The following is a 20,199-nucleotide window of genomic DNA, read 5'->3' as shown; positions in this document are numbered from 1 at the left end:
CCGCCTGTCATCTTTCTCTAAATACTCCCGCCGGAGGCCCCGCACCCTCCTCCGGCGCAGCGCCCCGCAAGGGCCGTATCAATCCCCTTCGAACAGGGGTTTTTCCTTTTTCACGAAGGCCTGGTAGGCGCGCTCGAAATCGGCTGTCTGCATGCAAATCGCCTGTGCTTGTGCCTCCGCCTCGATGGCTTGCTCAATCGACATCGACCATTCCTGCACCAGCATTGTCTTGGTCATCATGTGACCAAAATTCGGCCCCGCCGCGATCCGCTCTGCCCAGCTGCGTGCCTCGCCCAGCAGTGAATCTGCGGGCACCACTTTGTTATGAAACCCCCAGGCCGCCCCTTCATCCGCGCTCATTGATCGCCCGGTATAGAGCAGCTCTGCGGCACGCCCCTGGCCAATGATGCGCGGCAGGATCGCACAGGCCCCCATATCGCAGCCTGCCAGTCCAACGCGGGTGAACAGAAACGCCGTCTTGGTTTCTGGCGTGGCGATCCGGATGTCCGACGCCATGGCAATAATCGCACCCGCCCCCACGCAGACACCGTCCAGCGCTGCGATGATCGGCTTGCCGCAATTCACCATCGCCTTGACCAGATCGCCGGTCATCCGGGTAAAGGCGAGCAGGTCTTTCATCGACATTCTTGTCAACGGTCCAATGATATCATGGACATCGCCACCTGAGCTGAAGTTGCCGCCATTGGGAGCGAACACCACAGCCTTCACGTCGTCATCATAATGCAGGTCACGAAACCAGTCCCGCAGCTCCGCGTAGCTGTCAAAGCTCAGAGGGTTCTTTCGCTCGGGGCGGTCCAGTGCCACGGTGGCGATGCCGTCCTCAATACTGCACAGAAAATACTTGGTGTCCGTCGAAATCATCCGTCGCGTCCTTCATTTTCAAGCCGTCTGGCCACCTGATCCAGCGCATCAGAGAGCGTCTGAACCTCGGCTTCGGGCACGCTGTCAAACATCTTGTCAATCCAGGCCTCATGGGCGGCAGCCTGACGGGCGAATTCCGCGATCCCCGCCTCCGTCAGCCGTACCCGGCTGGCACGTCGGTCTCCGGGGACCTTCTCGCGCTGCACATGGCCGTCATCCACCAGCCGTTCAACAATCCCGGTGACATTGCCATTGGACACTTTCAGCACGCCGGAGAGCTCGCTCATCTTCAGCCCGTCGAGATGCTGGCTGAGAGCTGCCATTACGTCAAACCGGGGCAGCGTGGTGGTGAACTCCTGTCGCAGGTTCTCGCGAATTTCGCTTTCCACGGCGCGGGTTGCCTTAAGTACTTTCAGCCACAGTCGCAGCCGATCCTTGGAACGGTCGGTTTGCATCAGATCTCACCTCCGGTGATGGGCAGCGCGCTGCCGTTGATGGATGCTGCCGAAGAGGAGGCAAGGAAAAGCGCCGCATCCGCCACCTCTTCCGGCTGGATAAAGCGGCCTTGCGGGTTGCCTGCGCGCAGCGATTTTGCCGCCGCTTCCTCGCTCATCCCGGTGGTGGACACAATGGTCGCAATCGAACGCTCAAGCAGCGGCGTCTCAATGAAGCCCGGACAAATCGCATTCACGGTGATGCCGCTGCGTGCCAGTTCCTGCGCAAGCGACCGCGTGAGGCCGACAACCCCATGTTTTGCCGCGCAATACCCCGAAACATAAGGATAGCCTTTGAGCCCGGCAGTTGAGGCAACGGCAATCATCCGCCCCCAGCCTGCCGACTTCATATCAGACAGGGCGGCCTGCCACAGGTTGAACACCCCCGACAGGTTGACAGCTAGGGCTGCCTCGAAATCCGCCAGATCCATCTTGGCAAAGGGTTTCGACGGCGCAGCACCTGCATTCGCAATAGCGACGGCCACCGGTCCATATTGCTGTCGCGCCGTAGCGAGTACCGCATGCACCGCCTCTGCCTCGGTAACATCACAGGCAAGCGGCAGGGCACCTGTTTCAGCGGCCACCTCCTCCAGCGTTTCAATCCGCCGACCAAGCAGTGTGAGCCGCGCGCCCTGCCCTGCAAAGCTGCGCGCCAGTGCAGCGCCCACGCCGGATCCACCACCGGTAACCACCACATGTCTGCCAGCTAGATCTTTACCCGCCAGATTGCTCATGCCCGGATCACCTCTGCATCGCGGTCTGCCAGACGCCAGGCCTGATCCCGTCCCGCCAGATAGGGCAGCGGCCAGTCCGCATGACGATCGCCAATCCGGCTTGCCTCATGCAGGGTCCAATAGGGATCCGCCAGATGTGGGCGCCCAACGCAGACCAGATCAGCCCGCCCTGCCATCAGGATGGAGTTGGCGTGATCCGCTTCGTAGATATTGCCCACCGCCATGGTCGCGATCCCGGCATCATTGCGGATCCGGTCCGAAAATGGCGTCTGGAACATACGGCCATAGACCGGCTGCGCCTCCGTTGAGGTCTGCCCCGCAGACACGTCAATGATATCCGCACCCGCCGCGGTGAAGGCCCGCGCAATCTCGACCGCCTCCTCCGGCGTCACGCCTTCGTCGCCGACCCAATCGTTGGCAGAGATGCGAACGGACATCGGTTTGTCCGCAGGCCAGACCGCACGCATGGCCTCAAACACCTCCAGCGGGTAACGAAGGCGGTTTGCCAATGCCCCACCATAGGCATCCGTCCGAATGTTGGATTTTGGCGAAATAAACGAAGAAATCAGATAGCCATGGGCCGCATGGAGTTCGATCATATCAAACCCTGCCCGCTCAGCCATCTGTGCTGCGGCAACGAATTCACCCTTGATCGCGTCCATTTCCGCCCGCGTGATCTCCCGGGGAGGTGCGTTACCATCGGACCACGCGATGGCCGAGGCGGAGACCGTCTCCCAGTTCCCTTCCCGCAGCGGTGCATCCATGGTCTCCCAGCCCAATTGGGTGGATCCCTTGCGACCCGAATGGCCAATCTGACAGCAGATCTTCGCGTCGGTCTCAGCGTGGACAAAACCCGTCAGCCGCGCCCACGCGGCCTCGTGCTCTGGCGCGTATAGGCCGGGACAGCCGGGTGTAATCCGTCCCTCGGCCGAGACACAGGTCATTTCCGTATAGACCAGCCCGGCGCCCCCCTTAGCGCGTTCTCCGTAGTGGATCAGATGCCAGTCGGTCGGGCAGCCATCCTTGGCCTTGTACTGCGCCATCGGCGACACCACGATGCGGTTCTTGACCCGCATCTCCCGCAATTTATAAGGCGCAAACATTGGCGCACGGGTCGCTGCATCCGCAGGCGCACCTGCGGTCTCCTGAAACCATTTCTCCGCCGAGGCGAGCCAGTCAGCATCCCGCAGGCGCAGGTTTTCATGGGAGATCCGCTGCGACCGGGTCAGTAGCGAGTAGTTGAATTGCACTGGATCCATATCCAGATATCGCTCGACCTCTTCAAACCACTCCAGTGAATTGCGCGCCGCCGATTGTAGCCGCAGCACGTCCAGGCGCCGTTCTTCCTGATAGCGCACAAAAGCCTGCTCCAGCGTCGGTTCGGTTGTGATGAATTCTGCCAATGCGATCGCGCTGTCAAAGGCAAGCCGGGTTCCCGATCCGATCGAGAAATGCGCCGTGGCCGAGGCATCGCCCAGCAGTACAACGTTTTCGTGGTGCCAGGTCTCACACAGAACCCGCGGGAAGTTGATCCAGACCGCGGAGCCGCGCAGATGATCCGCATTTGAGATCAGGGCATGCCCACCGAGATGATTGGCAAAGATCTCCTCGCAGGTCCGCAGGATCTCGTCCTTGCTCATCGCTTCAAACCCCCAGTTTTCCCAGGTCTGAGCAGAGCATTCGACAATCACAGTCGCCGTGTCGGCATCAAATTGATAGGCATGGATCCACAACCAGCCGTGCTGTGTCTTTTCAAAGATAAAGGTGAAGGCATCATCAAACTTCTGCTTCGTGCCCAGCCATATGAATTTACAGGGGCGCACATCGACGTTGGGTTTGAAGTGTTCCGCAAATTCGCTGCGGACGCGCGAATTCAACCCATCACAGGCAACCACAAGATCATATTCCGCCTGATAGGAGGCCGCGGGCCCGACCTCCGTCTCGAACTGCAGATCAACGCCCAGTTCACGCGCCCGTTCCTGCAGGATCACCAGCATCGCCTTACGACCAATCCCGGCAAAACCATGCCCGCCTGAGACCGTCCGCACACCGCCATGCACCACGGCAATATCATCCCAATAGGCAAATTTATCGCGGATCTGACCGGCGCTGACAGGGTCGTTTGTTGTCAGGTTCTCAAGCGCATCATCAGACAGCACAACCCCCCAACCGAACGTGTCATCCGGTTTGTTACGCTCAAAAACCGTGATCTCAGCGTCGGGCTGGCGCAGCTTGGTCGAGATTGCAAAATATAGGCCGGCTGGGCCGCCTCCCAAACAGGCGATTTTCATGATGCCATTCCCCTATTGCTGTCTAAGCTGCAAACAGGATAAGCGGATCACAATAAACTTCAAGCTTAAACTTTTATACTTGAAGCTTTTACCTCCACAGCAGGTTTGGCCTGTTAAGGGAATATTCACCCAACCCTGAAAGACTTCAGATTGCGGCAGGCCTCCCCGGTTTTCACGGGATCTCTTCCTGTGGGGGCACGAAACCTGCAAAATGTGACCGAGATTTCTCTCAATATTTCAGCTACCTAGGCGCCACAGTTGATGTTGAGAACTTCGTAATTCAACCCCACTTCAACGCAAACAGAACGATATTTAAATGATTAATTTCAATAAGATACGTACATCTTAGACACACTGATACCCCTGTGGATAAGTCAGGGGGTAATTCAGGAACTCTCAACCGATACGCGACTTAGTCTCAAACCCTGCGACATCTGAAGTATTATCAACATTCTGCAACAACATTTGGGATTTCGAAAATTCTCATTGAATATTTTCGGATGAAAAATCGATATCCATCAATCGACAGACGGGAAAATTCCAGCAATTCATCAACAGGCGCCTCCCCTATGACACCCATAAGCTGCAGTCGCAGCCAGAATAAACCGCGCGGAAAATGCCGCGCGGTCTTAGGACTCTGGCCTAGTTATATTGGGGCGTCTTCAGAGCTCTCGCAGATACTGCATGACCGCCGGACGCACCGTCTGCTCCCCTCTGTGCCGGGCATCGGTGATGATTTTGCGGATGTCATTCAGATCCACACGCATCAGCAGCGATTTCACCGGACCAACTGAGGCAGGGCGCATCGACAGCACCCGCAACCCCATCGCCGCAAGGCAGACAGCCTCAATCGGGCGGCCAGCATCTTCGCCACAGAAACTGAGCGGCGTGCCGGATTTCTCACAGCGTTCAACGATCTGCGCAATGAAGCTCAGATAGCTGACATTCAACGTGTCATAGCGTTTGCGCACCCGCTCATTCTCGCGGTCAGCGGCAAAAAAGAACTGCTTGAGATCATTGCCACCAATCGACAGGAATTCGACCTCGTCAAAGAATTTCTGCGGCGCAAAGGCGAGAGAAGGTGTCTCCAGCATCGCCCCGACTTCCAGCTTTTCGGGCAGAGCATGGCCGAGACGGCGCTCCCGCTCCAGCGTCTTTTCGACCTCTGCCTTGGCATCTCGGAACTCTTCGAACTGAGCCACAAACGGGAACATCACCGTCAGGGGACGCCCATTCGCGGCCCGGATCAGCGCCTGCAACTGCATCCGCATCACACCAGGCTTGTCCAGACCGACCCGGATCGCCCGCCAGCCAAGCGCCGGGTTGGGTTCATCCGTGGGCTTCATATAGGGCAGCACCTTGTCCGACCCGATGTCCAGCGTGCGAAACACCACCCGCTTGCCCCCGGCCGCGTCCAGCACCCGCTGGTAAAGCGCCACCAATTCCGAGCGTTTGGGCATCTGATTGCGCACCAGAAACTGCAGTTCGGTGCGGAACAGACCAACACCTTCGGCACCGGAATTCTCCAGCGAAGGCAAATCCGCCATCAACCCGGCATTCATCAGCAGATGCACGCGGCGGCCATCCCGGGTCAGCGCCTGTTTGTCCCGGATCGAGGCATAACGCTCCTGCGCTTTGGCCTGCATGGCGATTTTGTCCCGAAAGGCGCTGACAACGGTATCATCCGGCCGCAGATGCACTACGCCTTGCTCGCCATCGACCATGATGTGGTCGCCGTTCAGCGCCTCTGTCGTAATGCGTTTGGTATGGACCACCAGCGGAATGGCCAGCGCGCGGGCAATGATTGCAGCATGTGATCCGACGGAACCCTCTTCCAGCACGATGCCACGCAGATTGCGGCCATACTCCAGCAGCTCTCCCGGACCGATATTTCGCGCAATCAGAACTGGGTCCTCAGGCAATTCGGCGCCTGTCTCGCTGCCCTGCCCGGTCAGGATACGCAACAAGCGGTTCGACAGATCATCCAGATCGCTGAGGCGCTCGCGCAGATAGGCATCCTGCACCTGCCCCATGCGGGCACGGGCCTGCGATTGTTCTTTTTCAACAGCCGCTTCGGCGCTAAGCCCGCGACCGATATCCTCTTCCATCCGGCGCATCCAGCCCTTGGAATTGGCAAACATCCGGTAGGCTTCCAGCACCTGCAACTGTTCTTTGTCGCCGGTCTGGGTGACCTCCAGCATCTTGTCGACACCCACCCGCAGCTCTTCAACCGCCTCATGCAGGCGCTCCAGCTCGCGGTGGGGGTCATCGGCAATCGGGTTGGTTACAACAACGCGCGGCTCGTGCAGCCAGACATGGCCCTCCACGGCCCCTTCCTGCGCAATGGTCCCGCGCAACAAGACGGGCTGTTGGTGCAGCGGTGACAAGGCCGCGCCTTCGCCAACAAAGGCGCCAAGCTCGGTCATCTCGGCGATGACCATGGCCACCACCTCCAGCGCGTAGACCGCATCAGAGGAAAATTCACGCCCCTCTTTGGACTGCACCACCAGGACGCCCAGCATTTCGCCAAGGCGCTGGATCGGCACACCAAGGAAGGAGGAAAAGCGTTCCTCCCCGGTTTCCGGCATATAGCGAAAGCCCTTGGCGTTGGGCGCGTCCGGCGTATTGATCACCTTGCCATAGCGCGCCACACGGCCCACCAGCCCCTCACCGATACGCATGCGCGTCTGGTGCACGGATTCGACGTTCAGCCCCTGCGTCGCGCAGAGTTCAAGCGTCTCATCATCGCGGAACAGATAGACCGAGCACACCTCACTCTGCATACTGTCGGCGATCAGCTGCGTGATCTTGTCCAGACGGGCCTGACCGGCATCATCACCGGCCATCGCCTCGCGCAAGCGCATCAATAAGTTGCGACTTTCGGATTCGGTCGTCTTTACCATGGGGGCCGTTCACACAGGTTTCGGTGTCAGGCGGCCAGGTCCAGATCAGGCCGCCTTGTCCAATTCAAACGCATCATGCAGTGCTTGCACCGCAAGTTCCATGTATTTCCGGTCTATCAGCACCGAAATCTTGATTTCGGAGGTGGTGATCACCTTGATATTGATGCCCTCATCCGACAGCACCTTGAACATCTTCGCCGCAACCCCAGATTGCGAACGCATGCCGATCCCGACCACAGAAACCTTGGCGACGTCGCGGTCAGCCAGTAGCTCTGCGTAGTTCAGCTCGCCCTTCTCCTTCACCGCCTGCAGCGCCTGTTCTGCGCGCGCAACCTGATCGGTCGGGCAGGAGAAGGTCATATCGGTGCGGCCCTCGTCAGAGATATCCTGCACGATCATATCCACATTCACGCCCGCTTCGCTCAGCGCGGTGAAGATATGGGCCGCAATACCGGGACGGTCGGCAACCGATTGGACGGTCAGCTTGGCTTCGTCACGGGAATAGGCCACACCGGCCACAACATTGGATTCCATGATTTCCTCCTCGTCGCAGACCAGGGTTCCGGCCTCGTCCGATTGTTCCTCGAAACTGGACAGCACGCGCAGTTTCACCTTGTAACGCATCGCCAGCTCAACCGAGCGGGTCTGCAAAACCTTGGCGCCCAGCGACGCCAGCTCCAGCATTTCCTCAAAGGCGATTTTATCCAGCTTGCGCGCCTTGTCGCAAATCCGCGGGTCGGTGGTATAGACCCCGTCCACATCGGTGTAGATATCGCAACGCTCGGCCTCAAACGCCGCAGCAAAAGCAACGGCGGTGGTGTCCGATCCCCCCCGGCCCAGCGTGGTGATGCGGCCTTCGGGACTGATGCCCTGAAAACCCGCAACAACGGCCACACGCATACCTTCGCCGAACTTGGCGTTGATGTTTTCCGGCGGGATTTCCTCAATCCGCGCTTGGCTATGGGCGCTGGTGGTCTTCAGCGGCACCTGCCAGCCCTGCCAGCTGCGCGCCGGGACATCCATTTCCTGCAGGGTCAGCGCCATCAGCCCGGCGGTCACATTCTCGCCAGAGGACACAACGGCATCATATTCGCGCGCATCAAACAGCGGCGAGGTCTCATTGACCCAGCCGACCAGTTCATTGGTCTTGCCCGACATCGCAGAGACGATCACAATCACGTCGTAACCCTTGGCCACTTCGACACCAACGCGTTTGGCGGCGCGGCGGATGCGGTCCAGATTGGCGACAGATGTACCGCCGAATTTCATCACAAGAACGGGCATTGGGCAAAACTCTCCGTGCGCTTGCGGGTTTCAACTCCCCGCCTCTTATGCGAGCGGCCCCAAGAGGGCAAGCCTACGGATTGTAGCGATACACATAGAAACGCAGGGGCAACACGCAATATTGATGCGCCGGAGCCTCCCATTGCGGTCGATCTGCCTAATTGCGCCAGAACCGGATGGTCAGAATGGCATAGACGGCCATCAATTCCAGCCGTCCGATCAGCATCGCCGCACTCAGAATCCACTTGGCCCCGTCGTTCAGCGTCGCGAAATTGCCAGCAGGCCCAATCCGATCGCCGAGACCGGGGCCGATATTGGCCACAGCCGTTGCAGCACCAGACACCGCAGTCACGAAATCCAACCCCGTCAGCGCCAGCGCCCAGGCCACAATCCCCAGCGTGACAACAAAGAACATAAAGAAGGAGATCACCGAGCTCAGCACCTCGGTATCCACCGCCCGCCCCTGATAGCGCGGCACGAACACCCCATGCGGCGAATGGATCCGCTGGATCTGCACCCGGATCGACGCAAACAGCAACTGATAGCGGAAGATCTTTACCGAACAGGCGGTGGAGCCAGCACAGCCCCCGATCAGCCCGATGAAGAAGAACAGCATGACCAGAAAACTGCCCCATTGCATATAGTCGACACTGGCGTAGCCGGTGCCGGAAATGATCGAGGTGATATTAAACAGCGCTTCGCGTACGGCCTGTTCCGGATGATGCGGAAAGACGTAGACCAGCACACAGGCCGTCACCACGACCAACAGGGCAATTGTCGCCAGAAACGCCTGGATCTGGCTGTCACGAAACAGCGGTTTGGAATGGCCGTTGATCATCTGGACGTAGCGCACGAACGGCAGCGCCGCGAGGATCATGAACACTGATGCCGCATATTCGGGTGCGCCGGTGAAGGTGCCAAAAGACGCATCATAATTTGAAAAACCGCCGGTCGAACAGGTGGTCAGCGCATGGACCAGCGCGTCGAACGGCTCCATCCCCAACAGCATATAGACCACCATGCAGGCGACGGTCAGCCCCACATAGATCAGTGAAATCTGCTTCGCGATTGCCTGAGCGCGGGGCAAGATTTTCCCCATGGTGTCAAAGGCTTCGGAGCGAAAGATCTGCATGCCGCCGACCCGTAGCTCGGGCAGGAATACCATCGCGACCACAATAATTCCGATGCCGCCCAACCATTGCAGAATGCCGCGCCACAGCAGCAATCCGCGCGGCAGATCGTCCAGACCGGAAATCACTGTGGAGCCGGTGGTTGTGAGTCCCGACATCGCCTCGAAAAACGCGTCAACAAACCGCAGCTCGGTGGCGCCCAGCATCAGTGGGATGGCTCCAAACAGCGGCAGCGCCACCCAGACCAGTGTGGTCAGCAGAAAGGTCTGCTGGATGGTCAGCCCCTCACGCACCCCATTGGCACAGGACAGCGCAATCAGCCCGCCCCCAAGGATGGTGATCACCGCGCTTTCGAGAAAAACCGGCCACTCCCCCTGTCCGTCGTACAGATCGACGGCCAGAGGAAACACCATGGTCGCCCCAAGAATGGCCACCAACAGGCCAATGACATATCCAACCGGACGCAGATCCAACATGGGCGCAGCGTTGGCCTCCCTCGCGCAGAGTGTCAAGAGAATGCGCGCGTCCGGCGCGCTGACGCTATTGTTTTGTCCGTGCCTTTGGCGCAGATTTGGCCTTCGCAGCGGCAGGCTTGGCGGCGACCTGTTTGCCAGTATCCTGTTGTCCTGGGGCCACCCCTGCGGCCTGACCCGCGATCAAGGCCTGCGCGCTGGTGGTTCCGGCCTGTTTGACACCTACCTGTCGGCTATCGGACGCAGCGGGCTTTGCCTCAGGTTTGGCTGCGGATGACTTAAGCGGGGCCGGCATCTGCGCCGGTTTCGACGGCGCACGGGGTGTTTTGCGGCTGGCTGTGTTCGCAGCAGGGGGTGTCGATGCGGTCGGCTTTACAGCGCTGCCGCCGCTGGTGGCTCTTTGGCTGGAAAACCCACTCTGGCCAGCGGTGGCCCGGGTAGGCGTTTCTGCTGCCTTGGTGTCCTTTGGGGCCGCCGCCTCTGTGGTCGTGACCGGGGCCGGGGCAGATTTTTTGATCGTTTTGATCGCTGCGGATTGCGCCGGACGGGCCGGTTTGCGGGTGGCCTTGCGGCGGGCGGGTGACGTTGCTTTCACCGGCGCGGGCGTTGCGACCCTATTGCTGGCCGATGGCGTCAACGCTGTCTTGACGCCAGTGGCACTGGAGGTCGCAGCCATCGCCTCGCGGGCCAGGGCCATCTGCGCTGCAGGCATCGCCCCCATCAGGGTCATGGCGCCACGCCAGAACCGCAACTGGTTTCCGACAATCGTGCCAGCCAGCGCAGCAGGGGTTCGGGGAAGGTCTGTGAAGTCGAGTAGAGGGATCATCAACATCTCCTGTTTGGCGGGCAGCTTTTGCGGCCTCCTGACGATGGGAGCCGCAAAGCGTGCACCCCTTCAGGTTGCAAGTTTAGCCGATTATCGCCGCAACGCAGCAAAAAAATGCCGCAACGCAAATGACCGTTGAAAACCGCAAGAAACCGCCGCCCGGATGGGCAGGCGGTTGCAGTTGAGAGGGTAAGCCCGGCGCGGATGTGCCGCCTCGGGCAGCCTCAGCCCTGATGAATGAGGGTCGCAAACATCTTCGGGTCGATGCTACGCGCGGCAAATGTCGGCCCTTGTGTCAGAACGCTGATGGCGTCGTGGCTGTGCAGGCTCTCCTGGTGGCTGGCCACCACGCGGAAGTCGCCAATCCGCGGGTCCGATTGCAGCGCCTCGCAAAACAGCCGTGCGGCATCTTCCACAAAGATCGGATTGGCCGCATTCAACTCGGCAAAGGCCTGTTCATCCTCACGTTTCACCATCACCTGCGTTTCAGTCGGCACCGCGCGGCGGCAGTGATCAATCACATCTTCAAACCACAGAACCGGAGCCCCCGGTTCCTGCACCAGCGATATCCGCGCAACAGAGCGCTGCGAATGCGGTGTCGCCAGCTGTCCCCGCGCGCTGCGCGCATGTTCGCTCAACTCAAGTGAACAGGGGCAGGTCGAGGAATAGACATAGTCGAGGTGAATAATCTTCGTCCGCTCGCCATCGTGATCGACGATTTCCAGTGCGATATCATAGTACTGATAGCCCGACAGACCCGACCGCAGGCTTTCGATCTTCACCGGAAAGGAAAACCGCATCTGAAGTCGCGCATCCAGGCTCTCCAGATCGGTCAGATAATCGTCCAGCGCCGCTTCCATCACCTCAAAGCTGAAGGTGCGCTCGGCATGTTTGTAGAACGACCGCATGATCCGGGACATATTGATGCCCTTCTTGTCGGCGTCCAGACTGACGGTGCCGGTGACGCTGGTTTCCAGCGTCAGATCGCCATTGTCGCGGGTATGAAAGCGAATCGGCAGACGAAAGTTGGAAATTCCGACGTGCTGGATCTGCTCATGTGCCCCGCGGATCAGGCTGGAGGGGCCGTTCTGCAGGTCCGGCAGGGTCGCACGATAGCTGCTGTCAGCCTCAAACTCCTCAGGGTAATGGCGCGACAGATCGGGGTAATTGCCAACAGGTGAGTTCGGCAAAAGCCTTGCAACCGCCGGGTTCAACTGGGCAATTTCGGTCTCGGTTGCCGTGCTGGCCCATTTGCGCAACAGGTCGAGCGCATCCTCTGCATCTGCTCGATCAGGCGCCTTGGTCAGATTACGCGAGTGAGAGTTCATGAACAGAGACCTCCGCTGACGCTGCCCGTTCATCAGGCAGCAGGATTGGTTTTAGTCTGTTACGCTGCAGATCGCAAAACAGATCATTCAAAAGCGTCGTGTTTTGCGTATTTCCGGCGATTGACCCAAGATCACTCAGGATCGCTTCCTGATCGAGGCAGGCAGCCCACTATGCCCCCTGCCCCAACCGTGTCCTGATAGCGCTGCATTCAGCCCTCGGCCACCGCAAGCGCCTGCGTCAGATCCGCAATCAGATCACCTGCATCCTCCAGCCCGACGGAAAACCGCACCAGCCCCGGGGTGATACCCAGTTCGGACTTCAACTCCTCAGACAATCGCTGATGGGTGGTGGTGGCCGGGTGGGTGGCGATAGATTTCGCATCCCCCAGATTGTTGGAAATCACCGGGATGGTCAGCGCGTTCAGGAACCGAAAGGCTGCATCCTTGCCGCCCTTCAGATCCAGAGACAGCACAGTCCCGCCTTTGCCCCCCAGTTGTCGCTGGACCAGCGCGTGCTGGGCGTGATCTTCCAGGCCAGGATACATCAGTCGACTGAGGGCAGGATGACCACTCAGCGCCTGTGCCAGTTCCAGCGCGGTCTCCGCCTGGGCATTCACCCGCAGGGAAATCGTCTCCAGCCCTTTCAGCAACGTCCAGGCATTGAACGGGCTGAGGCTTCCGCCGGTGTGTTTCATATAGGGCTCAACGGTGCCGCGGATAAAATCGCGCGTGCCCAGAATGACCCCCCCCAAGACCCGGCCCTGCCCGTCGATATGCTTGGTGGCGGAGTAAATCACCACATCCGCGCCCTGTTCGATGGCGTTTGAAAACACCGGGGTCGAGAACACGTTATCCACCACCACAGTGGCGCCGACCGCATGGGCCAGTTCGGTAACCGCCGCAATATCGATCACTTCCAGCGTCGGATTGGACATGGATTCGAAAAACACCGCCTTGGTATCCGGCCGCAGCGCCGCCCGCCAAGCGTCAAGATCGGTGCCATCAACAAAAGTCACCTCAACCCCATAGCGGGTCAGGATATTTTCCAGGATATAAAGACAGGAGCCAAACAGCGCCTTGGCTGACACGACATGGTCGCCAGCCTTCAACATCGAAGTGAGCGCGCCATTGACCGCCGCCATGCCCGATGCGGTGGCAAAGGCGTCCTCGGCCCCTTCCAGCGCGGCGATACGTTCCTCGAACATGGCCACCGTGGGGTTACCGTAGCGGGCATAGATGAATTCATCCGGGCCGGTCTCGATAAACCGCGCCTCGGCCTGTTCGGCAGTGTCATAGACAAAACCCTGGGTCAGGTAGATCGCTTCGCTGACCTCATTGTACTGGCTGCGCCGGGTGCCGCTATGGACCAGTTTGGTGCGCTTGTTCCAGGTCTCGCTCATCTCATGTCTCCTTGCGCGTATTGCGCATTAAAAAACCCCCGTTCGGCCAAGCGAAAGGGGGTCCTTCACATCCTGACCTCTTTAGCGGGATTGTTTTACGTGGCCCGCAATCCGGTAACAAATCGCCACGATATGTAAGCTCCGGATAAGCCGAAACCGCCGTTTGGTCAAGTCTGCAGCGGCGCTGCGCGCCCTTCAGTTCCCGGTGTTACATCACACCCGCGTGACCTAAATTCAAAGACGACGAGAAGCCTGCGACATCCGACATCCCAGTGGTCCTTAGAAAACCAGCACGCCCCGCTCACTCGGCCTCATCGACCTCTGCATCCGGCAGCGCATAGGCCTGAAACACCCGCGCCTGGGTCATAAAGAAGGCAAACATCGCCAACGACAGGCCAAACGTCTTAAAATAGACCCAGGTTTCCTCGCTCAGGCTGCGCCAGACCAGCTCATTGGTCACCGCCAGGGCAAAGAAGAAATAACACAGCCGCCGGGTCAGGATCATCCAGCCGGCATCCTGCAGCGGCATCAACTCATCCATTGCCACCTTAAGATAGCTTTCGCCCCGCATCAGACCGATCGCCAAGGCACCGCCCAGCAGCACATAGAGGATCGTTGGCTTCATCTTGAAAAACCGTTCATCATTGAACCAGACAGACAGCCCGCCAAACAGCACCACGATAATCAGCGTGCCGACCTGCATCTTGGAGATATGTCCGGTGAGCCGCCACAGCGCCAGACTTGAGAGGATCATCAGCGGGATGAAGCCTGCGGTGGCAATAATAAACCCCCGGTACTCTTCGCCACCAATCACAAACATCTCGTCGCGCAACCACAGATAGCCTGCGAAGAACGCAACAAGCGGGCCGTATTCCAGCGCCAGTTTCAGGGTTGGGTTGATGGGTTTGCCCGCCATGGGATCTCCTGCCTGTTGCGCCCGTGCGTGATCAGCGGTCGCGGTCTGTTCTGCGAAATCTGGGTTGCCTGCCTCTGGTCTTCAACCTGTCGGATCATCATAGGGTGGTGAAGGGCCAGCGGATCAGCCGCCCATCTCCACTATCACGGCCCCCAGCGCGATCAAAGCCATCAGCGCAATCCGGCGCGGACCGACCGTCTCTTTCAGGACCAGCCAGCCAATCAGGGCCGCAAACACGGTCGATGTCTCGCGCAACACCGCCGCTTCGCCCACCTTGTCCAGCCGCGTGGCCAGCATCACCGCCCCAAAGGAACCGAAGGCGATCACACCTCCGAGCAGCCCCTTGGCCATCAAGGGGCCCGGGTCAGGGCGTGGCACCATCGCGCGCCAACGCATGTAGGCATAGGGCGGCATCGCCAGCCCATCGATGAAGAAAAACCACGCCAGAAAGGTGAAAGGATCCGCAGTCGCCCGGATGCCATAGGCATCATAAGTGGTATAAAGCGCCACGAAGACACCGGTGGCCACAGCCAGTGCCAACGCACTGCCAAGTGTCTCGCGATTGCTGGTCAGATTGCGGAAGTTGTAGAGCGCCAGACCAAAGATACCTGCCAGCAAGACAGCAACCCCCAGCCACTGTACCGCCGTAAACCGCTCATCGAACAGCACCGTGGCGCCAATCACTGTGAACAGCGGCCCGGTGCCGCGCACCACTGGATAGACCACAGTATAGCTGCCCTTACTGTAAGCCAGCCCCTGCAGGATCTTGTAGAGCATATGGATCCCCCAGACGGCCGCAAAGATTGGCCACATATGTGGTTCCGGCCAGGGCACCACGAACAGCGCCAATGGCATCGCCATCATCCCGTAGGAAAAATCAATTGCCCCGCGCGACAGCCAGGGATCGTATCGCCCCTTTTGCAAAGCGCCAAACACCGCGTGCAGCACCGCCGCAAGCACTGCGAGCACCAACGCGGCATGATGCCCCGCCTCCGTGCCCTCCAGCGAGATCAGCCAATCGCTCAAACAAACAACCTTTGTACAATGACGAGAGGTCGGGCGGGTTCCCCCCCCGACCCCCGAGGATATTTTCAGCCAGAAGATGCCATCACAGATTGGGGATCAGGATTTCTCCAGACCCGTTAGTGCGGCGGCGAAGTCTTCGGGATCGAAGGGAGCCAGATCGTCGATCTGCTCACCCACGCCAATGGCATGGATTGGCAGGCCAAAGCGGTCTGCCAGCGCCACCAGAACGCCCCCCTTGGCCGTGCCGTCCAGTTTGGTCATCACCAGCCCCGACACATCCGCCAATTTCTGGAAGGTATCGACCTGGTTCAACGCGTTTTGCCCGGTGGTGGCATCCAGAACCAAAAGCGTATTATGTGGCGCGCTGGGGTCTTTTTTCTGGATCACCCGCACGATTTTTGCCAGCTCTTCCATCAGGTCGGCGCGGTTTTGCAGGCGGCCAGCAGTATCGATCATCAACAGATCCGCGCCCTCTTCCTGCGCGCGGGTCATCGCATCGAAAGCCAGGCTGGCCGGATCAGACCCTTCCGGTGCGGTCAGGACCGGTACGCCCGCGCGATCTCCCCAGACCTGCAGCTGCTCCACTGCTGCCGCGCGGAAGGTGTCGCCAGCCGCAATCACCACCTTCTTGCCCACGGCCTTAAACTGGCTGGCAAGCTTACCGATCGTGGTGGTCTTACCGGAGCCGTTAACCCCCACCACCAGCACCACCTGCGGCCGTTTTGCATAGATCGGCATCGGGCGGGCCACCGGCTCCATGATCCGGGAAACTTCTGCGGCCAGCAGTTCCTTGATCTCGCGGGTGGACAGCCGTTTGCCAAATCGACCCTCAGCCATATTGGCGGTGACACGCAGCGCGGTATCAACGCCCATATCTGCCCCGACCAGAAGGTCCTCCAGCTGCTCCAGCATGTCATCATCCAGCGCCCGGCGCGGCTCATCCGCTTTGCCGCGCCCCATCAGACGCCCCAAGAGCCCAGGCGTTGCCGGAGTTGGGTTAGGCGCGGCCGTCGGCTTGATCGATGGTTTCGCCATCGGCTCCGCCGGTTTCGTCACGGGCTCCGCCGGTTTCGTCATGGGTTCCGCCGGGCGGGGCGATTGTTCGTGCGTCTGGGCCGGGATCTCAGCAGGGGCATCTACGGGGATCTCAGACGGCGCTTCAGACGGCACCTCCACAGGTGGGGCCTTTGGTGCCTCAACAGGCTGTTCAGCTGGGACCTCGACCGGCGGTGTGGACGGCGGCACCTCGGGCGTCTTTTCCGGTACGGACTGTTGTGGGGCGGCATCCTCTGCGCCCTCCTCAACGATGGCATCCAGCCCTTCCTCAAGCTTGTTCGACGACTTGAACAGCCGGTCCTTCAGTTTTGAGAAAAACGCCATGTCGGTCTCCGCATATTGGGTCGGTGCGAGTTGTTACGCGGACACCTAATGCGGTTTTGCGGCAAGTGCAAAGCACCTCGCCACCTCAACCAATGAAAATCCGGTCCCGACCTAGAGAAACGCCAGCAGAAACCCCGCCTGCGCCCCCCAGTAAAGCGGCCAGACCACATAAGGCGTGATCCGCCGCGCCGGGTGATCTTCGCCCAACACAAAGGTCTCAAACGCGAGCACAATATCAGAGGCCATGAAGGCCACTGCCGCCGGCAGCACCAGCGCCAGACCCGTCAGCCCAAGGCCCAGCGGCAAGGTCAGCGCCGCCAGCCCCATGCCCAGAATGATCGGCACATAGGCCAGCACTGGCCCCTTCAATGCACCGGCCCGCGGCGCCAGCAGCCGTGCCATGGCAAGCCCGGCCACAGCCAGCACCAGCACGCCAACCAGTTGCGGCAGCTGGACCAACCTTGCGAGATCACTGCTCTCCTGACCGAGGAACAGAAAAATATAGACGAGATGGCCAGCCGCAAAGGCGCCCACCCCAGCCATGAACGCGCTTTCCCCGTCGCGCGACAGGCAGAAATCACCAACCGCGCAGAGGCCAAGCGCCAGGGTCAGCAGCAGCGGCCCTCCCCCCAGCCATGCGGCAACGGTCAGCAAAAGCACCGCCAGCGTTTTGGTCACGCTGCGCAGCGCTGTGGGAGGTCGCGCAGTCAGGCCGAGATACAAGAGCGCCGAGAGCGCCGCCGCCAAAATCAACACATCCCCGACCGGGCTGCTTCCAAAATCTGGCATGTCGCTCTCCCCTTCGTTGCAGCTGCGGTCTGCGCCGGTGCTTGCATTGCGTGCCGTGCCTTAAATTGGCCGGTATCTGACTGATGTTGCCTGCCTCTCCGCCACCGGTCAAAGGTGACGCCGCGCAAGCCAGTCGCAAAGCCGGCCGTCGAACAGGCCCTGTACTTTCGCCGGACATGGTTCACGGAAACATTGGCCAGAGCCGCAGCCCTCTGGCACAGTTGCCGTATGCGACTGCCCTGCTTGATTCTATTGACGGCGCTCTGTGGCGCTATGTCCGAGGGCCGCCCCGTCTGGGCGGGCGCGCCGCTTACTGCCGATCAGTTCGACCGCTACACCCAGGGCCGTACATTGTTCTACGGCTTCGACGGCGTGCCCTATGGGGTTGAACGTTATCTGCCAAACCGCCGGGTGATCTGGTCGTTTCTGGATGGTCAATGTCAGGATGGCGAATGGTACCCCGAGGCGGATCAGATCTGCTTTGTCTACGATGAAATCGGCACGCCGCAGTGCTGGCAGTTCTCAATCGGCGAGGACGGGCTGATTGCGCAGTTCGACGGCGACCCGGAGGCCACCGAGCTCTATGAGGCCGAAGACCTTGGCGAGGACATGCTCTGCCTTGGTCCCAAGATCGGCGTCTGACAGGCATCGACGCACACCCCTGACCCGCAACCGCATCGACGTAGGTGCTTCCGCGTCACCTCAGCTGCGCTACAGGTTTAGAACAGCGACCCCTGATCATCCGGCGGCGCCTTGCCGCTTGGGCGTTTCACTGCTTTGGACCCTTCTGATTTGGGCGCGCCGGGTGCCTTTGCGGGCGGCGTCACCCCGTCTCCGCCCCCTGCCTCCGCAGGCGTCACGTCAATCTCTGCATCGGCAAATTCGATCCGCAACCGTGGCTGGGTAGCCGCCTCTGCTGCGCGGGTGATAACACCGTCATCGCTGCGCACCACCGCGTAGCCGCGCTCCAGCGTGGCCTTGTAGCTGAGGATCTCCAGCTGTCGACCTGTTGCCTCCAGCCGCTGCCGGTGTCGGTCCAGCCGCTGTGTCTGCACGGCCTCAAGCCGCTGCGTCAGCTGGCCAATGCGATCATGTTGACGGGCAAGATCCTGCTGGATCGGGCGCAACGTCAGCCGCGACGAGAGATTGCGCAGCCGGTCCTGACGGGCACCGACCAGTTGGCGCAGCGTGCTGGGCCGGAGCGCCGCAGCGGCCTCGCTCAGCCGCAGGCGGCGACGCTCCACCCCCCGGATCAACGCATCGGGCAGCCGTTCAGACACCCGGTCCAACCGTTGGCGTGGCGTTTCCAACAGCGTATCGGGCTTTGGCAGAGCCCGCGCGAGATCGTTCAGCCGCTGCCGTCGCTGCTGCACCGCTTGCCCGGCAGAGCGCACCAGCCGCGCCCCCTGATTCTCAGTCCAGCCCAGCAGTTCCAGCCGCACCGGCACTGCCAGCTCCGCTGCAGCGGTAGGGGTCGGCGCGCGACGGTCGGACACAAAATCAATCAATGTGGTATCCGTCTCATGCCCCACGGCTGAGATCAGCGGAATCTGACTGTTCGCGACAGCCCGGGCGACGGTTTCCTCGTTAAAGCCCCACAGATCCTCGATCGAGCCACCGCCACGGGCCACAATGATCAGATCCGGCCGTGGCAGCGCGCCCCCCGGTGTCAGCTGATTAAACCCCTCGATGGCGCGGGCCACTTCCGGCGCGCAGTTGGCGCCCTGCACCGCTACCGGCCAGACCAGCACCTTGCGCGGGAAACGGTCGCGCAGCCGGTGCAGGATATCGCGGATCACGGCCCCCGAGGGCGAGGTCACCACCCCGATGATCTCCGGCAGATACGGCAACGGTTTCTTACGCTCGGGCGCAAACAGGCCCTCGGCCTCCAGCTGCTTCTTGCGCTTTTCCAGGAGCGCCATCAGCGCGCCCTGCCCGGCCACCGCGACCTCATCGACGTTCATGTTGTACTTCGACTGCCCGCCGAACGCTGTCAGCCGACCGGTGACAACCACCTCCAGCCCCTCTTCCGGCACCACGGAGAGGCTCGCGATCTGCCCTTTCCACGTGGTGCAGGCCAGCACTGAACGATCATCCTTGATATCGTAATAGAGATGCCCGGAGCGCGCCTTGAACACCCGGCCCACCTCGCCCTTTACCCGAATGCGGCCGAAGGTCCCCTCCAGCGTACGCTTCACCTCGCCGGAGATCTCCGAAACGGTGAATTCGGGGGCATTCTGCCCGGGCCGGTCGGATGGGGCTGGATCATCAAACAGGTCTGACATGGCGGGGCTGCTCTCCTGCGGCGCGAAGGCACCTACTGAGTTCTTGTTTTGAAAGTCC

The 20,199-nt window shown here is 60.4% G+C and carries 16 protein-coding genes and 1 riboswitch; of the genes, 1 reads left to right on the top strand and 15 read right to left on the bottom strand.

Annotated elements, in window-relative coordinates:
• Positions 1-78: 78 nt before the first annotated feature.
• From INHI_RS0104575 to INHI_RS0104510, 14 genes are all read right to left on the bottom strand, one after another.
• A complete protein-coding gene (locus tag INHI_RS0104575; protein ID WP_014875246.1) occupies positions 79-882 on the bottom strand; it encodes an enoyl-CoA hydratase family protein in 804 nt (267 codons plus the stop codon).
• A complete protein-coding gene (locus INHI_RS0104570; RefSeq protein WP_014880637.1) occupies positions 879-1,337 on the bottom strand; it encodes a MarR family winged helix-turn-helix transcriptional regulator in 459 nt (152 codons plus the stop codon). Before INHI_RS0104570 ends, INHI_RS0104575 begins: the two co-directional genes overlap by 4 nt.
• Positions 1,337-2,110: an SDR family NAD(P)-dependent oxidoreductase gene (locus INHI_RS0104565; RefSeq protein WP_027246880.1), complete on the bottom strand. Its 774-nt coding sequence runs from the start codon at positions 2,108-2,110 to the stop codon at positions 1,337-1,339. The genes INHI_RS0104570 and INHI_RS0104565 overlap by 1 nt, the downstream gene beginning before the upstream one ends.
• The gene (locus INHI_RS0104560; protein WP_027246879.1) at positions 2,107-4,401 is read right to left on the bottom strand and encodes a bifunctional salicylyl-CoA 5-hydroxylase/oxidoreductase; all 2,295 of its coding nucleotides are present in this window, start codon (positions 4,399-4,401) and stop codon (positions 2,107-2,109) included. The genes INHI_RS0104565 and INHI_RS0104560 overlap by 4 nt, the downstream gene beginning before the upstream one ends.
• Positions 4,402-5,063: 662 nt before the next feature.
• Entirely contained in the window at positions 5,064-7,304 is a 2,241-nt protein-coding gene (gene ptsP / locus INHI_RS0104555) for a phosphoenolpyruvate--protein phosphotransferase (RefSeq protein WP_014875250.1), read from the bottom strand.
• A gap of 45 nt (positions 7,305-7,349) precedes the next feature.
• The gene (locus tag INHI_RS0104550) at positions 7,350-8,588 is read right to left on the bottom strand and encodes an aspartate kinase (RefSeq protein WP_014875251.1); all 1,239 of its coding nucleotides are present in this window, start codon (positions 8,586-8,588) and stop codon (positions 7,350-7,352) included.
• Positions 8,589-8,745: 157 nt separating this feature from the next.
• The gene (locus tag INHI_RS0104545; protein ID WP_014875252.1) at positions 8,746-10,194 is read right to left on the bottom strand and encodes a TrkH family potassium uptake protein; all 1,449 of its coding nucleotides are present in this window, start codon (positions 10,192-10,194) and stop codon (positions 8,746-8,748) included.
• Between the two features lie 64 nt (positions 10,195-10,258).
• The gene (locus INHI_RS0104540; RefSeq protein WP_027246878.1) at positions 10,259-11,017 is read right to left on the bottom strand and encodes a hypothetical protein; all 759 of its coding nucleotides are present in this window, start codon (positions 11,015-11,017) and stop codon (positions 10,259-10,261) included.
• Positions 11,018-11,241: 224 nt separating this feature from the next.
• Positions 11,242-12,345 (bottom strand): GTP cyclohydrolase FolE2, encoded by a 1,104-nt coding sequence (gene folE2 / locus INHI_RS0104535; RefSeq protein ID WP_014875254.1) that lies wholly within the window; start codon positions 12,343-12,345, stop codon positions 11,242-11,244.
• A gap of 209 nt (positions 12,346-12,554) precedes the next feature.
• The gene (metZ, locus tag INHI_RS0104530; RefSeq protein ID WP_027246877.1) at positions 12,555-13,745 is read right to left on the bottom strand and encodes an O-succinylhomoserine sulfhydrylase; all 1,191 of its coding nucleotides are present in this window, start codon (positions 13,743-13,745) and stop codon (positions 12,555-12,557) included.
• A 60-nt stretch (positions 13,746-13,805) separates the two neighbouring features.
• Positions 13,806-13,884: riboswitch (SAM riboswitch) on the bottom strand.
• A gap of 162 nt (positions 13,885-14,046) precedes the next feature.
• Positions 14,047-14,661, bottom strand: a complete 615-nt coding sequence (locus INHI_RS0104525; RefSeq protein WP_014875256.1) for an inner membrane-spanning protein YciB — start codon at positions 14,659-14,661, stop codon at positions 14,047-14,049.
• A 123-nt stretch (positions 14,662-14,784) separates the two neighbouring features.
• Positions 14,785-15,687 (bottom strand): EamA family transporter, encoded by a 903-nt coding sequence (locus INHI_RS0104520; RefSeq protein ID WP_027246876.1) that lies wholly within the window; start codon positions 15,685-15,687, stop codon positions 14,785-14,787.
• 96 nt (positions 15,688-15,783) lie between these two features.
• Positions 15,784-17,067 (bottom strand): signal recognition particle-docking protein FtsY, encoded by a 1,284-nt coding sequence (ftsY, locus tag INHI_RS0104515; protein ID WP_027246875.1) that lies wholly within the window; start codon positions 17,065-17,067, stop codon positions 15,784-15,786.
• Positions 17,068-17,178: 111 nt separating this feature from the next.
• On the bottom strand, positions 17,179-17,856 hold the full coding sequence (locus tag INHI_RS0104510) for a lysoplasmalogenase (RefSeq protein ID WP_027246874.1): 678 nt from the start codon (positions 17,854-17,856) through the stop codon (positions 17,179-17,181).
• Positions 17,857-18,084: 228 nt separating this feature from the next.
• Here INHI_RS0104510 and INHI_RS0104505 point away from each other — a divergent pair, with 228 nt between their 5' ends.
• A complete protein-coding gene (locus INHI_RS0104505; protein ID WP_014880647.1) occupies positions 18,085-18,498 on the top strand; it encodes a hypothetical protein in 414 nt (137 codons plus the stop codon).
• Between the two features lie 77 nt (positions 18,499-18,575).
• Here the strand turns inward: INHI_RS0104505 and xseA are convergent, their stop codons facing one another.
• Entirely contained in the window at positions 18,576-20,141 is a 1,566-nt protein-coding gene (gene xseA, locus INHI_RS0104500) for an exodeoxyribonuclease VII large subunit (protein ID WP_027246873.1), read from the bottom strand.
• Positions 20,142-20,199: the final 58 nt, after the last annotated feature.

The organism is Phaeobacter inhibens DSM 16374, assembly GCF_000473105.1.
Lineage (GTDB): Bacteria > Pseudomonadota > Alphaproteobacteria > Rhodobacterales > Rhodobacteraceae > Phaeobacter > Phaeobacter inhibens.
Note: the sequence above shows the minus strand (reverse complement) of the source record. Positions and strands in the feature narration are given on the sequence as shown.

Excerpts from the sequence above, each read along its gene's own strand:
- INHI_RS0104575 (WP_014875246.1), bottom strand. The coding sequence starts at position 882 with ATGATTTCGACGGACACCAAGTATTTTCTGTGCAGTATTGAGGACGGC.
- INHI_RS0104570 (WP_014880637.1), bottom strand. The coding sequence starts at position 1,337 with ATGCAAACCGACCGTTCCAAGGATCGGCTGCGACTGTGGCTGAAAGTA.
- INHI_RS0104565 (WP_027246880.1), bottom strand. The coding sequence starts at position 2,110 with ATGAGCAATCTGGCGGGTAAAGATCTAGCTGGCAGACATGTGGTGGTT.
- INHI_RS0104560 (WP_027246879.1), bottom strand. The coding sequence starts at position 4,401 with ATGAAAATCGCCTGTTTGGGAGGCGGCCCAGCCGGCCTATATTTTGCA.
- ptsP (WP_014875250.1), bottom strand. The coding sequence starts at position 7,304 with ATGGTAAAGACGACCGAATCCGAAAGTCGCAACTTATTGATGCGCTTG.
- INHI_RS0104550 (WP_014875251.1), bottom strand. The coding sequence starts at position 8,588 with ATGCCCGTTCTTGTGATGAAATTCGGCGGTACATCTGTCGCCAATCTG.
- INHI_RS0104545 (WP_014875252.1), bottom strand. The coding sequence starts at position 10,194 with ATGTTGGATCTGCGTCCGGTTGGATATGTCATTGGCCTGTTGGTGGCC.
- INHI_RS0104540 (WP_027246878.1), bottom strand. The coding sequence starts at position 11,017 with ATGATCCCTCTACTCGACTTCACAGACCTTCCCCGAACCCCTGCTGCG.
- folE2 (WP_014875254.1), bottom strand. The coding sequence starts at position 12,345 with ATGAACTCTCACTCGCGTAATCTGACCAAGGCGCCTGATCGAGCAGAT.
- metZ (WP_027246877.1), bottom strand. The coding sequence starts at position 13,745 with ATGAGCGAGACCTGGAACAAGCGCACCAAACTGGTCCATAGCGGCACC.
- INHI_RS0104525 (WP_014875256.1), bottom strand. The coding sequence starts at position 14,661 with ATGGCGGGCAAACCCATCAACCCAACCCTGAAACTGGCGCTGGAATAC.
- ftsY (WP_027246875.1), bottom strand. The coding sequence starts at position 17,067 with ATGGCGTTTTTCTCAAAACTGAAGGACCGGCTGTTCAAGTCGTCGAAC.
- INHI_RS0104510 (WP_027246874.1), bottom strand. The coding sequence starts at position 17,856 with ATGCCAGATTTTGGAAGCAGCCCGGTCGGGGATGTGTTGATTTTGGCG.
- INHI_RS0104505 (WP_014880647.1), top strand. The coding sequence starts at position 18,085 with ATGCGACTGCCCTGCTTGATTCTATTGACGGCGCTCTGTGGCGCTATG.
- xseA (WP_027246873.1), bottom strand. The coding sequence starts at position 20,141 with ATGTCAGACCTGTTTGATGATCCAGCCCCATCCGACCGGCCCGGGCAG.